This window comes from Chitinibacter sp. S2-10 (genome assembly GCF_046530675.1).
Taxonomy (GTDB): domain Bacteria; phylum Pseudomonadota; class Gammaproteobacteria; order Burkholderiales; family Chitinibacteraceae; genus Chitinibacter.
This window is the reverse complement of record NZ_CP172558.1, coordinates 1,066,664-1,080,687: the sequence shown is the minus strand read 5'-3', so window position 1 is coordinate 1,080,687 and position 14,024 is coordinate 1,066,664. Positions and strand designations below refer to the sequence as shown.

Annotated in this window: 14 protein-coding genes; 9 read left to right on the top strand and 5 right to left on the bottom strand. The window is 53.8% G+C overall.

Features of this window, described 5'->3' with window-relative positions:
- Window positions 1–276: 276 nt before the first annotated feature.
- Window positions 277–708: a hypothetical protein gene (locus ACG2XO_RS05235; RefSeq protein ID WP_410499768.1), complete on the top strand. Its 432-nt coding sequence runs from the start codon at window positions 277–279 to the stop codon at window positions 706–708.
- Window position 709: 1 nt separating this feature from the next.
- Here ACG2XO_RS05235 and ACG2XO_RS05230 read toward each other — a convergent pair whose 3' ends face one another.
- The gene (locus ACG2XO_RS05230; RefSeq protein ID WP_410499767.1) at window positions 710–1,594 is read right to left on the bottom strand and encodes a fructosamine kinase family protein; all 885 of its coding nucleotides are present in this window, start codon (window positions 1,592–1,594) and stop codon (window positions 710–712) included.
- Window positions 1,595–1,924: 330 nt separating this feature from the next.
- Here ACG2XO_RS05230 and ACG2XO_RS05225 point away from each other — a divergent pair, with 330 nt between their 5' ends.
- From ACG2XO_RS05225 to ACG2XO_RS05195, 7 genes are all read left to right on the top strand, one after another.
- On the top strand, window positions 1,925–3,094 hold the full coding sequence (locus ACG2XO_RS05225) for an AAA family ATPase (protein WP_410499766.1): 1,170 nt from the start codon (window positions 1,925–1,927) through the stop codon (window positions 3,092–3,094).
- Window positions 3,095–3,215: 121 nt separating this feature from the next.
- A complete protein-coding gene (locus ACG2XO_RS05220) occupies window positions 3,216–3,752 on the top strand; it encodes a glycine zipper 2TM domain-containing protein (protein ID WP_410499765.1) in 537 nt (178 codons plus the stop codon).
- Window positions 3,753–3,833: 81 nt separating this feature from the next.
- Window positions 3,834–4,073, top strand: a complete 240-nt coding sequence (locus ACG2XO_RS05215; RefSeq protein ID WP_410499764.1) for a PepSY domain-containing protein — start codon at window positions 3,834–3,836, stop codon at window positions 4,071–4,073.
- 18 nt (window positions 4,074–4,091) lie between these two features.
- Entirely contained in the window at window positions 4,092–4,766 is a 675-nt protein-coding gene (locus ACG2XO_RS05210; RefSeq protein WP_410499763.1) for a response regulator transcription factor, read from the top strand.
- Complete coding sequence (locus ACG2XO_RS05205; protein ID WP_410499762.1) at window positions 4,763–6,091, top strand: ATP-binding protein; 1,329 nt, start codon at window positions 4,763–4,765, stop codon at window positions 6,089–6,091. The genes ACG2XO_RS05210 and ACG2XO_RS05205 overlap by 4 nt, the downstream gene beginning before the upstream one ends.
- 35 nt (window positions 6,092–6,126) lie before the next feature.
- Window positions 6,127–6,468, top strand: coding sequence for an FKBP-type peptidyl-prolyl cis-trans isomerase (locus ACG2XO_RS05200; RefSeq protein WP_410499761.1), 342 nt, complete (start codon window positions 6,127–6,129; stop codon window positions 6,466–6,468).
- 154 nt (window positions 6,469–6,622) lie between these two features.
- A complete protein-coding gene (locus tag ACG2XO_RS05195; protein WP_410499760.1) occupies window positions 6,623–7,201 on the top strand; it encodes a hypothetical protein in 579 nt (192 codons plus the stop codon).
- A 306-nt stretch (window positions 7,202–7,507) separates the two neighbouring features.
- Here ACG2XO_RS05195 and ACG2XO_RS05190 read toward each other — a convergent pair whose 3' ends face one another.
- From ACG2XO_RS05190 to ACG2XO_RS05175, 4 genes are all read right to left on the bottom strand, one after another.
- Window positions 7,508–8,182 carry a hypothetical protein gene (locus ACG2XO_RS05190; RefSeq protein WP_410499759.1) on the bottom strand — a complete coding sequence of 225 codons (675 nt, stop codon included), beginning with the start codon at window positions 8,180–8,182 and terminating at the stop codon, window positions 7,508–7,510.
- 190 nt (window positions 8,183–8,372) lie between these two features.
- Window positions 8,373–8,621 carry a hypothetical protein gene (locus ACG2XO_RS05185; protein ID WP_410499758.1) on the bottom strand — a complete coding sequence of 83 codons (249 nt, stop codon included), beginning with the start codon at window positions 8,619–8,621 and terminating at the stop codon, window positions 8,373–8,375.
- Window positions 8,622–8,687: 66 nt separating this feature from the next.
- A complete protein-coding gene (locus ACG2XO_RS05180; RefSeq protein WP_410499757.1) occupies window positions 8,688–10,247 on the bottom strand; it encodes a hypothetical protein in 1,560 nt (519 codons plus the stop codon).
- Window positions 10,248–10,341: 94 nt separating this feature from the next.
- Window positions 10,342–11,979, bottom strand: coding sequence for an NAD(P)/FAD-dependent oxidoreductase (locus ACG2XO_RS05175; protein ID WP_410499756.1), 1,638 nt, complete (start codon window positions 11,977–11,979; stop codon window positions 10,342–10,344).
- 189 nt (window positions 11,980–12,168) lie between these two features.
- Between ACG2XO_RS05175 and aceK the strand changes: the two genes are divergently transcribed.
- A complete protein-coding gene (gene aceK / locus ACG2XO_RS05170) occupies window positions 12,169–13,926 on the top strand; it encodes a bifunctional isocitrate dehydrogenase kinase/phosphatase (RefSeq protein ID WP_410499755.1) in 1,758 nt (585 codons plus the stop codon).
- Window positions 13,927–14,024 lie beyond the last annotated feature (98 nt).

Here is a 14,024-nt window from a genome sequence, read left to right as displayed (position 1 = left end):
GAAATAATCAAGATTTATTCTATTCCTTCGCTCTGCTGCTGAGCTGCATTTCTTTGAATCAGGCTTATGAGCGGTCTGGACACGCTGAATCTCGCATCAAAATCCGGGTACTGGGCTGTTATGGCACGCGTGAAATCTAAGCGGTCGGGATTTGAACTCCGTTTATCACTCTGATTTTTAAGATGAAACTTTAACGAACAAGACGCGAACTAAAGTGGAATGGATAACCGTGATCGGGTTTGCAAGGTTTTTGATCAAAATGATTTGGAGGACAAAATGAAAGCAAATCGTCTATTTTTGGCCATTGTGTTCGCACTGGGCGGCGGGTTGGCGTTTGCGGCTCAGATCGAGCAGCCTGCGGCAAAAACAGTCATGCATGCGCCGTCCGGCGTGAAATATCTGGTTGGTGGTGTTGGTGATGATGAAAAAGCGGCGCTTGATGCGGTGAAAGCCGATTACAACTGTCGGCTGACTTTTGCGGTGAAAATGAGCGGCGCTTATCTGGCTGACGTCACCGTCAGAGTCGTTAACCTCGCCAGCCAGGCCGAAGTATTGAATCTGGTCGTGCCGGGGCCGTTTCTACTGGCCAATTTACCGGCTGGCAAATACAGCGTCAGCGCCGTTTACCGCGGTGAAATGCTGACGACCGAGCTGACGATCAAGGCCAATCAGGCACGCGAGCATGTATTTCGCTTCGCGCAGGAATAAATCAGCCGCCGCGCAGCAGCTCGGCCAGCATTTGCCGTGCCTGGCCGAAGTAGCTGCTGCCAAATAAATTCAGATGGTTGATGATGTGGTACAGGTTATACAGCGTCTTGCGCTGTGCATAGCCCGCATCAACCGGCCATGCCGCGTGATAGGCAGCGTAAAAGCGCGAGCCGAAACCGCCGAAGAGTTCGGTCATCGCCAGATCGCACTCGCGGTCGCCAAAGTAGCACGCCGGATCAAACACCACCGGCGTACCATCAGCCAGCCCCGCCGCATTGCCACCCCACAAATCGCCGTGCAGTAAGCTCGGCTGCGGGCTGTAAGTGCGGAAAAAATCGGGGATTTTATCGAGCACAGCCTCGCCCGCTACGCCAAAATCAAAACCGTTTTGCCGCGCCAGCCTGAACTGCGGTAGCAGCCTCTCCTCGCGCCAGAAATCGACCCAGCTATCGTGCCAGCGATTGCTTTGCTTGGTGCAGCCTATGGTGTTGTCGATCTCCCAGCCAAAACGCGGCGCGCCAGTCGGCGTTATCCGGTGTACCCGCGCCAGCGCAGCGCCCATCAACTCTGGGTCGGGCGAGCCCGCCAGCGGCAAGTATTCCAATACCAGCCACGCCGTATCGCCGCTAATCCCATGCGCAATCGGCTGCGGCACGCGTATCCCCGCCCCCAGCGCGCGCAAACCCGCCGCCTCGGCGACAAACATGGGGTGCAGCGCCGCCCGATTGGTTTTCACAAAAAACCGCCGCGCCGGATCGGCCGCATCGCCAATCACAAAAGCCTGATTGATACAGCCGCCACCGACGCTGCGCTGCTGCTTCACGTGAAACGGTGTGCCAGTGGCGATGGAGATGGCGGATTCAAGGTCGGGGATCAGGGTGGGCATAGTGGCGTTAGCGTGCTGGGATGGGATTATTTTAGTGCGATTGGGTGCAAGTGTTTTGCGAAAGGCAAAACTGTTTTGTGTAAACAACTGAGCCGACAACAACTGGCCTAGCTCCTTGTCTCCTTGTTTGATTGGAAGTCTGTGATTATGTAACAAAGCTTCTTTGAAAATGCCGATGTGAAACTTGCTTTTCCTTTCAGCAGCAAGTCGTCCTTGTGATGCAGCGCGAATTCGTCAAATTGGAGCCGACACCATATCAAGCAGACCAGTTCTTGCTCCACGACCAACATCCGAATTAATCTGTAGATCCATCCAAATAAAGCCATTGTCATGCTCCATACCCTCGCCATCGCCAATTACCGCTCGTTGCGCGAGCTGATCGTTCCGCTCGGCCAGATCAATGTGATTACCGGCGCCAATGGCAGCGGTAAATCGAGCTTGTACCGTGCTTTGCGATTGCTGGCTGAAAGTGCACAAGGACGGCTTGTGGGCACTTTGGCGCAAGAGGGCGGCTTTCCATCGACGCTGTGGGCAGGGCCGGAAAATATCAGCCGCGCGATGAAACGCGGCGAAGTGCCGGTGCAAGGTACGGTTCGCAAAGAAGTAATTTCGCTCAAACTCGGTTTTGCTGCCGATGATTTTGGCTATGCGATCGATCTGGGTTTGCCCGAACAAGCGCCCGATGATCCTTCCTTCTTTTTGAAAGACCCACATTTCAAACGCGAATGCATTTGGGCGGGGCCGGTACTGCGCGAATCGGTACTGCTCGCCGACCGCGATCACAGTCTGTGCAAAGTGCGCAATGGCCGCGACTGGCAAATTCTCAGCCGCCATGTTCCGCCCTACGACAGCCTGTTCAGCCATTGCGCCGACCCTTTGCGTGCGGCCGAAGTGCTGGCGCTGCGCGAACGGATGCGCGCTTGGCGTTTTTACGATCATTTGCGCAGCGACGCCCAAGCGCCGGCTCGGCAAGCGCAAATCGGCACTTACACGCCAGTGCTCGCGCACGATGGCGGCGATCTGGCTGCTGCGCTGCAAACCATCCGCGAGCTGGGTCGCGGCGAGGAAATGGACGCAGCGATTACAGACGCTTTTCCCGGCGCCCGCATCGAAATCGTCGTTGAAAACTCGCGCTTTAGCGTGCAAATGTGGCAATCAGGCTTGCTACGTCCATTATCAGCGGCTGAATTATCCGACGGCACGTTGCGCTATTTGCTACTCGTCGCCGCGCTGTTAAGCCCGCGGCCGCCCGAATTGCTGGTGCTGAACGAGCCGGAAACCAGCTTGCATCCCGATTTGCTGCCCGCCTTGGCGCGATTGATTGGCGCTGCGGCGGCACACAGCCAGGTGATCGTCGTCAGCCACGCCGCCCGCCTCGTCACCGCGCTCAGCCGCTTGCGCGAAGCACAGGTGTTGCAACTGGAAAAAGAGCTGGGCGCAAGCCGGCTGCTTGATCAAACTCCACTCGACAGACCCGCATGGCAGTGGCCGGTGCGCTAAATGCCTTAGAGTTTGACCTTCTGAGTATCCAGCCAGTTAACTCACTCCGAACCAGTTTTGGCATTCAGCTTTGATTCAGCCAGCTCAGCGCATCATGCAGCCATACAAGGAGGCAATAACAATGCGCAAACTCTCATTGATCGTACTGGGCATGGTGATCGTCGGTAACGCGGCGGCAGGTAATTACGAGCGGGTCAGCTACCGGGATGGGCAATGGCAAAAACGTGATTACGCCATCGTCCGCAATGTTACGCCGCAATATGAACAGATTATCCAGCCGCGCCAGCAATGCAGTACCGAGCTAATTACCGAACAGCTGCCGCGTAGCAATAATTACGCCGGAGCCATTATCGGTGGTGTTGCCGGTGGCGCACTGGGGCATCAGGTGGGCAAGGGTCGCGGCAAAACGGTGGCGACCGTTGCCGGTACCTTGCTCGGGGCCTATGTGGGCACTCAGGTCGGCAATACACCGCCCGAAACCGTGCAGCGCGAAGTTCAGCATTGCCGTCAGGTGAATGATTATGTGCAGCAGCTGCGCGGCTATCAGGTTGATTATGAATATCGCTCGCAGATTTATTCTGCCACGATGGAGCGCGACCCCGGCCCGGTTGGCCGCCGGATTCCGGTCCGCGTGATGGTCGAGCTGGCTGATCAGTGATCGCGCCGCTTGTGGCACTGATCGCATTCGCGGCGATCGCATTGCAGGTACAATGAAATACTTGTTGAAAAGGAAACTCAAATGAAATCCTTGCTCAAAATCATGTTGCTGACACTGTGTCTGGCTGCGACTTCGGCGTATGCCGCAGTCAGCCGCGATGACGCTGCTGCGCTGGCGCAAAAGAAAACCAATGGCGGCAAAGTGCTGAACGTCGAGAAATTCATCGACGGCGGCAAATCGGTCTGGCGCGTCAAAGTGCTGACGACGGCCGGCGATGTGCGCGCGGTGTTTGTTGACGAAGCGACCGGCGCAGTTCGCTAGGTCTGTCGACATCATCCAATGCGATTGTTACTGATCGAAGACGAGGCCGCGCTGCGCGAACCGCTGGCGCGCAAGCTGACCGACGCCGGTTACCGTGTCGACACCGCGAGCGACGGCGCGGACGGGCTGTATCAGGCGTGCGAATATCCGTTTGACTTGCTGATCGTTGATCTGGGCTTGCCCAAGCTGAACGGCGTCGAGCTGATCAGCCGGGTTCGCGCCGCCGGACACGATATGCCGATTCTGATTCTGACTGCACGCGCCAACTGGCAGGACAAAGTCGCCGGGCTCGAAGCCGGTGCCGACGATTATCTGACCAAACCGTTTGAATACCCCGAGCTGGCTGCGCGAGTGATGGCATTGTTGCGCCGCGCGCTCAAAGCTCAGCCTGCCGGGCTTGATCTGGGCGCGATCCGGGTTGATCTGGCTCGGCAGGAGGTCAGCAACGCCGACGGCGTGATCGAGCTGACCGCCTACGAATACCGGCTATTCGAATACTTGCTGCAGCAACGCCCCAATGTAGTGAGCAAACAGGCGCTCAGCGATTATCTTTATCCACACGACGACGACCGTGACAGCAATGTGATCGAAGTACTGATCGGCCGCCTGCGCCGCAAGCTCGACCCGGATGGCTCGCTCGGTCTGATCGAAACCTTGCGCGGCCGTGGCTACCGGCTGAATGCCTGCGCATGAGTAATCTGTCGATCCGCGCCCGACTGCACATCGGTGCAATGCTGGTCATGCTGACTTTTTTCTGTTTGGCCGGGCTGGCGGTGCAGCGCGTGTATTCCGAACATTTGCGCGACAGCCATTTCACCCGGCTGCAAAGCGCGGTGTATATGCTGATTGCGATTGCCGAGCTCGATTCGCAAGGCAATCTGGTCATGCCAGCGACGCTTGCCGAACCTTTGCTGACTGTGCCGCACTCCGGCTTGTACGCGCGGATCGACAATCCGGCGCGCAAGGAAAACTGGCAGTCGCCATCGGCAGTCAGTCTGGGGCATTTTCCCTTGTCTACATCGCAGACCGGCCAATGGCTGCAACAGCAAACCGAGTTTGATTCCCGGCAATACCTGAGCGCGGCGTATCAGGTGCGCTGGGTGATCGGCGAGCAGACGCAGACTTTGCGCTTTACCGTTTTCGAAGATACCCGCCGTTTTACCGCGCAGCTGACCCAGTTTCAGCAAGCTTTATGGGGTTCGCTGGCCGCGGCTGCGGTGTGTTTGCTGCTCGCGCAGGCCATTTTGCTGCGCTGGGGTTTATCACCGCTGCGCCGGCTCGAAAATGAGCTGGCCGAGATCGAGCAAGGCGAGCAAAAACAGGTCAATGGCCTATACCCGCGCGAAATTGCACCGCTGGCCGCGCGCCTGAACCGGCTGGTCGAGCAGGAGCACGCACGCCAGCAACGTTACCGCGAAGCACTCGCCGACTTGGCGCACAGCCTGAAAACACCGTTGGCGATTTTGCGCGCCGACCTGAACGCACCCGATTTGCAAACGCGCGTGACCGAGCAGATCAGCCGCATGGATCACATCGTTCAGCACCAACTCGGTCGCGCTGCGCTGCGCGGGACTGTCGAGCTGGCCCATGCATTGAAACTGAAACCGATTGCGCAGCGGCTGATTGCGTCGATGCAGAAAGTCCACAAGGAGCGCGAAATCGGTTTCAGACTCGCTTGCGCTGACGATTTGCAATGGCCGATCGACGAAGGTGATGCGTTTGAAATCATCGGCAACCTGCTCGACAACGCCGGCAAATGGGCGACCTCGCAAGTCGAGCTGCAGATCGGAATCAGAGAGCACGCGCTGGAAATCAGCGTCATTGATGACGGCCCCGGTTTTAGCGATACCAGCGCACCGCTGCAGCGCGGCATCCGGCTCGACGAGCGCGTCGCAGGCCACGGCATTGGCCTGTCGGTCGTCGCTGATATTGTTCAGGCCTATCAAGGTCAAATCGAATTAGGACGCAGCAAGTTGGGTGGCGCCAGCGTCGCGCTGACTTTTCCCGATCTGCGCTAAAATCCGCCGACATCCAATAACAGAGCCTCAGCAATATGAACAACGAACTGATAATCGAAGACATCGTGCTTGGTGAAGGTAAGACGGCCGTGCGCGGCGCGCTGATCACGACGCATTACACCGGTACACTCGAAGACGGCACCGTATTTGATTCATCCATCGCCAAGGGCAAGCCATTCCAGTGCGTTATTGGCACTGGCCGCGTCATCAAAGGCTGGGATCAGGGAATCATGGGCATGAAAGTGGGCGGCAAACGCAAACTCTTTGTTCCCGCTCATCTGGCCTACGGCGAGCGCCAGATCGGCGCGCACATCAAACCCAACTCCAATTTGCGGTTTGAAATCGAATTGCTCGAAGTGCTGACGCGTGACGATTGATTTGCTTTCTAAACTTCGACAAAAACATTCATGTTTTGATCTGCTATCGACAGGAATCAAGCAAGGGAAGCGGAAAGCGGGTTCACTTGCAGCATTCCTGCTGGTATATTGGATTGGCAAGACAATGTGCTCAAACTTACAAGGATTCAATGCAATGAAAAAAGCAATCGTATTAACCGCAGCCTTGCTGACGGCACTGGCTTTACCAAGCTACGCAGCGCCGACCCAGCAAGTTGCAATGGTCTCAAAACCGGGCTCAGTGGCTCTGGCTGAAATCATCACCGCGAATGCAAGCATCAGCGCGATTGATGCGGCGAAAAAAACCGTGACGCTGAAAAATGCCGAAGGCAAAACGCTGGATGTGCAGGCGAGCGAGAAAGTGAAGAACTTTGACAAACTGAAAGTCGGCGACAAAGTCAGCGTTGAGTATTTGCAGCACTTGCAAGTCGAATTGCTCAAAACCGGCTCGAAAGTGAAAAAAGTGATCGTTGAAACGCAAGTGGCAAGCGGCACTGCGGCCAAGCCAGCGAAAGCGATTGCTGCTCAGACCACCGTTGTCGGCAATGTAGAAAAAGTCGATGCCAAAGCCAATACCATTACCGTGAAAGGCGTAGACAATACGCTGGTGCTGAATGTGCGTGACCCTGAGCAGTTCAAACTGATCAAAAAAGGCGACCAGATCAAAGCCACTTATACCGAAGCGGTTGCTGTTGGCGTTACTTTGCTTAAATAATCTCTGGTTTCGGTCTTGATTAAAAAACGGCGGGTTATATACCCGCCGTTGTATTTTTATCTAAGCCATATTTAGTATGGTCTGGGGCAATATACCCATTATATTTAGGCGATGTTCCTGTTTTGTGTTGATCGGCAAATAGATTTAATGGCAGTAGTTCCCCCCTTCTTTGAAGGGGGGTTAGGGGGGATTTCAGCACTATTTTAGCGATTATTGCGGCTGCAAATAGTATCAAATCCCCCTCAATCCCCCTTTTTCAAAGGGGGAAGTAGTGGCATCAACACGAATTGAGAACATCACCTGCATTTAATGGGTGTTTTTCGCCAGTTCACGCTCTAACTGTGGCACCAGATCGGCGTGTTTTTTATGCAGATAGTGATACAGCATGACACTGCCCAAGGGCGGGGTCAGTGGGGTGATTTTTGAATCCAGCCCCATGGTTTTTAAAGTGGACAGCCCATCGTCCTCGCTTGTCACCACCAGTTTGACCCGACCCTGCAGCATGTTTCTGAAGGCCACAGCCGTACCATCGGTGGGCGCGGCGCTGGGAAAGCCTGCAACATTGGCCTCGACGGCTTTCATTCCACGATCATAAGCAAAAGAATAGTCTTTCAGACTAATCCAGCCCCGACTGACATTGATGGTTTTATCCAGACTAAACGCCATCACTTTGACTTCGCCGATTGGCACCTTCAACTGGATCAGGTTCGGATAGCTCTTGCTCAGCCCCGCCTTGCGGATCAATTCACCATCGGTCATGCCATGATTTGATTCTTGCAGCGCACGCTCGCCGGGCAATAGAGTCAGCTTCATTTCCAGCCCCAGACTGGAATAAGCTTTGTTTAATTTGTTGATCGCAAGCTGCTCGGTCGCAGTGAGTTCTTTGCCAAACATCGTAATATTCAACACCTTGGATTCGGCATGGAGCGTCGCCGGGAGCAGGAGTAGCAAGACATATCGCAATAGTGATTTGAGTGACATGGGTTCAGCTCCTGACAAGCTTTCTATCAGACTAGATCATCGTTTCTGTTATCGTTCGAGTCGGTTGACGATTGGTATGCGGCCTCGCTAAAACATTCTTGCGACGCATTGAGGCGAAAAAATGGCGGGATATACCCGCTATTGTATTTGGTTGCAGATCAATTATTTATTGGTCTGCATGAATATACCCCTAGTTCAGCATGTCCAGCGCCAAAGCTTCGGCGACCTTGATGCCATCCACACCCGCCGACAAAATCCCGCCCGCGTAGCCCGCGCCTTCACCGGCCGGATACAGACCGCGCACATTCAGCGACTGGCAATCGTCGCCGCGCGTGATTCGCAATGGCGACGAGGTGCGCGTTTCAACGCCGGTCATCACCGCATCAAACATATCGTAACCACGGATTTTCCTGCCAAATTCAGGCAACGCTTCGCGCATGATGAAAAATCAATGAGTTGCAATCTCTTCTTTCCAAACGACAAGGGGGATTCGAGGTATCAATTTCTATTTTTTAGGATTTACCCAGCAATAACGCCGCGCATCAGTTTTCAATAAATGCGCTTTTAATGCTGCTTTTTGTTCTTTATCTGCGCGCTTGAAGATTTGCTTAAGCTCATCATCGACGGATTTCTCGGTATATCCACGTTCGACTGCTTTGGCGTACCACGATTGGCCGAGCTCATAGTTGCCCATTTCCATATTCACCGCTCCGAGTAAAGTGCAAGGGCGAATATCTTGGGGTGTGAGTAGATGGGCTTTGTCACCGAGTACGAGTGCATCTCTGAACAGTCTTAAATCACGTTTGACACCGCCGTGGGTAGTGCAAAATGCAGATTTAAGTTTGGGATCTTTTTCCTGGTCAATATCGATACTGCTTAATAGCGTATCTGCCGCGCGTGCTTGTTCTGATTTTCGATAATGCTTACTGGCATTGACTGCTGACCATGAGTCTTTGGTTTTACTAAATTCGTCGTGATGAAATTGTGCCTCTATATAGTGATAGGCTTTGCGTAATTCATCGGTGTAATATTTTTTAGCCGTTGTTTCGAGCCATATGATATCTTCATCGCTAAGTCGTGTTTTGGCATCGACTGCATTCAGAATATTGATGAATTTCTTGAAGCAATCTTTTTCAATAAAACCGAAAATCCCGTATTTATTTTTCAGTTTTTCTTGTTTTGCTTTAACGATGTTGATTGGATCATTATCATAAGCAATTTTTGCGGCGAGGGCGCGTTCTTGGGCAAGTTTTATATCCGCTAGGCGTTGTTCTTCTGCTATTTTTAGCTTAATCCGCTGGTGCTCAGCTTCAATTGCGATGGCTTCATTTTTCCATATGGTCTCTTGTGCTTTTCCAGCTTTATATTCTTCGAAATTGATATTTCCAATAGCATACTCTTGTAACTTAAAAAATCCTTGAGATTTTAAATACTGAATATCGGATTCAAATAAGGATGTATTGGTTTCTATTTTCTTTATAATTCGCAGCAGACGCGCATGCTGCAAAGGATTTTCATCAACGAATCCATATTTATTGAGTGAGGCTATATCATTATTTTTTGATTCTTGATATTTTTCAAATGAAGAGAAGGTTGTTTGCCTACGTTCGACATCATCTTTCATCGCCAAGCAACTTGCTTCAAGCTTAAACGCGGATATTTTTTTTCCTTCGGCTCGCATTAATTCTTTGGCTTTCTTTATTTCTGCTTGCCTGAGCGCCTCTGCTTTTTCCTCGGCTAATTTCCGTTTCTTGGCCAGCTCTGCTTGAAATTGCTTTTTTTCTTCATCTAGGCGTTGAGCTAACGCAACTTTTTTATTTTCTGAGCGCTGGCTGATTGCTGCTACATAATCGGGGTGCGAAATTTTTCCCAATGCAAAATCAGCAATAGCCAGCATTTCAAATCGATTTAGATAGCTTTGGTCAACTGGGTTAAGCTTTTTCTCTTTACTGATACGAGCCAAAATCCGAACCAGCTGGCTGCCTTGGGGAATTTCAGCTAGGCTGCTTACGCAGAATTTCTGAGTGAGCTTTTGGTGTTGATCCAATGCAATTGCTTGTTCCATCAGTAATTTCCAGCTGTGCAGCTTTCGAAAAATCGATATCCTGACATGTATTGCTCTGCAAGGATTGTTGAATTAGGCCTGCAGAGCAATACCCCTAGTTCAGCATATCCAGCGCCAAAGCTTCGGCGACCTTGATGCCGTCTACACCGGCCGACAAAATCCCGCCCGCGTAACCGGCGCCTTCGCCCGCAGGATACAGGCCACGCACGTTCAGCGACTGGCAATCGTCACCGCGCGTGATTCGCAGTGGCGACGAAGTTCGCGTCTCGACGCCGGTCATCACCGCGTCATGCATATCGTAGCCGCGGATTTTTTTGCCAAATTCAGGCAGCGCTTCGCGCATCGCATTGATGGCGTAATCGGGCAAGGCGCTGTTCAGATCAGTCCAGTTCACGCCGGGTTTGTACGATGGCTCGACGCTGCCAACGTCTTTGGATGCGCGGCCAGCGAGGAAATCGCCGACGAGCTGCGCTGGCGCGTTGTAGTCGCCGCCGCCAAGCACATAGGCGTGGCTTTCCAGAGCGCGCTGGAATTCGATGCCGGCCATCGCGCCGCCGGGGTAGTCGCTTGGGTCGATGCTGACGACCAGACCCGAATTGGCGTTGCGTTCGTTGCGCGAATACTGGCTCATGCCATTAGTGACGACGCGGTTCGGCTCGCTCGTCGCGGCAACGACGGTGCCGCCCGGACACATGCAGAAGCTGTAAACGGCGCGGCCATTGCTGGCGTGATGAACCAATTTATAGTCCGCAGCGCCCAGAATCGGATGCCCGGCGTATTTGCCCCAGCGCGCCTTGTCGATCAAGGATTGCGGGTGCTCGATCCGCACGCCGACCGAGAACGGCTTAGCTTCCATGAAAACGCCGCGCTCGTGCATCATCGCAAAGCTGTCGCGCGCGCTGTGGCCGAGCGCGATAACGACGTGATCGCTGCGGATTTCGCTGACGGGAGCGCCTTCCAGCGCCAAATCCGCCACGCGAACGCCGCGCACTTGCTGCTTGCCGTCCGAAGTCTGTTCCAGAATCAGGTCTTCAACGCGTTGTTGAAAGCGAATCTCACCGCCGAGCGCTTCGATCTCGGCGCGCATTTTTTCGACCATACCGACGAGCTTGAACGTACCGATATGCGGCTTGGCGATATAGAGGATTTCGTCTGGCGCACCGGCTTTGACAAATTCTGTCAGTACCTTGCGCCCCAAGTGGCGCGGGTCCTTGATCTGGCTGTAGAGCTTGCCGTCCGAAAATGTCCCTGCGCCGCCTTCGCCGAATTGCACGTTCGATTCCGGGTTCAGCGTGTTCTTGCGCCACAGGCCCCAGGTGTCTTGCGTACGTTCGCGAACCTTTTTACCGCGTTCCAGAACAATCGGTTTGAAACCCATTTGCGCCAGAATTAGAGCGGCGAAAATCCCGCACGGACCAAAGCCGACGACAATCGGGCGATGCGGCAGTTGTGCAGGCGCCTGCGCGACGAAGTGGTAGCGGGTGTCGGGCGTCGCCATCACATGCACGTCATCTTTGAATTTGGCGAGCAGCTTTTTGTACAGCTGCGGCTCAAGCGTCAGATCGACGATGTAAGTCAGCATCATCTGACCCTTGCGCGCGTCGTAGCTGCGCTTGAAAACCAGATGTGATTTCAGATCGGCAGGCTTGATATTGAGTCGCGCGTAAATCGCAGCTAGCAAATCGTCGTCGTTATGATCGAGCGGGAGTTTGAGTTCGGTAATGCGCAGCATGATGAATCCGTGGTTGGTATTTATTCAACGAGGCGTGATTGTAAGACTTTGGACGCCGCTTGGGGAAGCGGCCAGACGAATGAGCCAATCCGACATGCTGCGCGTCAAATATGAATCATGCAGCGCAGCAATTTTGCCCGTGCCGCCTAAACTGGAATTTCTGCTTTCCCGAACTCACGAGTGCCCACGATGAACGCCCCTGCCGAATTACCCAGCGAACAGCCTGTCGATTTGCAACTGAGCCGGACGATTGCCCAGGCTTTACTCGACGGTTTCAATCTGCACTACCGGCTGTTTCGCGAGGCCAGCCGCGCCGCGCAGGCCAATTTTGAAGCCGGTGATATTCATGCGCAGCAACAACTGGTGCGCGAGCGGATCGCTTTTTACGATCAGCGCGTGCTTGAGTGTATCGAGCGGCTGAAAACCGAATTCAACGCCGACGGCTTGCCCGATGCAGTCTGGCAGAGCGTTAAACAGCAATACATCGGTTTGCTGATTAATCATCAGCAAATGGAACTCGCCGAGACTTTTTTCAATTCGGTTTGTTGCCGCATTCTGCACCGAACTTATTTTCACAACGATTTCATTTTCTACCGCCCGGCTGTATCGACCGAATACATCGAGGCCGATGTATCCGCTTTCCGCACTTATTACCCTAACGAGGCCGGGCTGCCGGCAACGATCACGCGCATCATCGGTGATTTTGGTTTTACTTCGCCTTTTGCCGACCTGCAAGGCGACGTGCGGCGGATTATTTTTGCGCTGCGCCGCCATCTCGGTAAACGTTTCAAGGCCAAGTTCAATAGCTATATTCAGGTGCTCGCTTCGCCGTTTTATCGCAACAAGGCGGCATACATCATCGGCCAGGCGACGTATGGCCGCCGTAAAATCCCGTTCGCGCTGCCGATTTGCCGTGACGAGCACGGTCGCCTACTGATTGATGCGGCGCTGTTCAAAGGCGCGCAAATCCGCCATCTGTTTTCGCTGTCGCGCGCCTATTTTCTGGTCGATATGGCCGTGCCTTCAGCCTACGTCCAGTTTTTGCACGATATGCTGCCGAACAAGCCACGTGCCGAGCTGTACACGATGCTGGGGTTGGGCAAGCAAGGCAAAACGATGTTTTACCGCGAGCTGTTCAACCATTTGCGCCATTCGAGCGACCAGTTTGTTTTCGCGCCGGGCACCAAGGGCATGGTGATGAGTGTATTCACGCTGCCGTCTTTTCCGTATGTGTTCAAAATCATCAAGGACGTTTTCGCGCCGCCGAAAGAAGTCGATCACGCGACGGTGCGCGCCAAGTATCTGCTGGTGAAGCAACATGACCGCGTAGGCCGTATGGCCGATTCGCTCGAGTTTTCCGACGTTGCGCTGCCCAAAGCGCGCTTTGCCGACGATGTACTCGATGAGTTGCGTACACTCGCGCCGTCGGCGATTGAAGAAGACGGCGACACCATCGTGATCCGTCATTTGTTTATCGAGTGTCGGATGAAACCGCTGAACCTCTACATCCAGAACCGCAAGGGCGATGAAGTTGAAGACGTGATCCGTGATTACGGCAATGCGCTGCGCGAGCTGGCGATTGCCAATATTTTCCCCGGCGATATGCTGTTCAAGAATTTCGGTGTCACGCACGCCGGGCGCGTGGTTTTTTACGATTACGACGAAATCGAATACATGAGCGATTGCGACTTCCGCCGCATTCCGCCGCCGCCGTCACCCGAGTTTGAAATGAGCGGCGAGACCTGGTTTAGCGGCAACAAGAACGAAGTCTATCCGGAAGAGTTCGGCGATTTTCTGTTGACCCGAGCCGACGTGCGCGCGGCGTTTATCAAGTATCACGCCGACCTGTTGACGCCGAAGTTCTGGCAGGATTGCAAGGCGCGGATCAAACAGGGCATCGTCGAAGATTTTTATCCTTACCCGCAGTCGCTGCGTTTTTCGCACTAGTCACAGGGGTATTTCATTGCAAGCCATATCAAGCATGACGTACATTGAAATACCCTGCGTTCCAATTTGGGCTTCCTGTCCGCACATCGGCTCGGCAT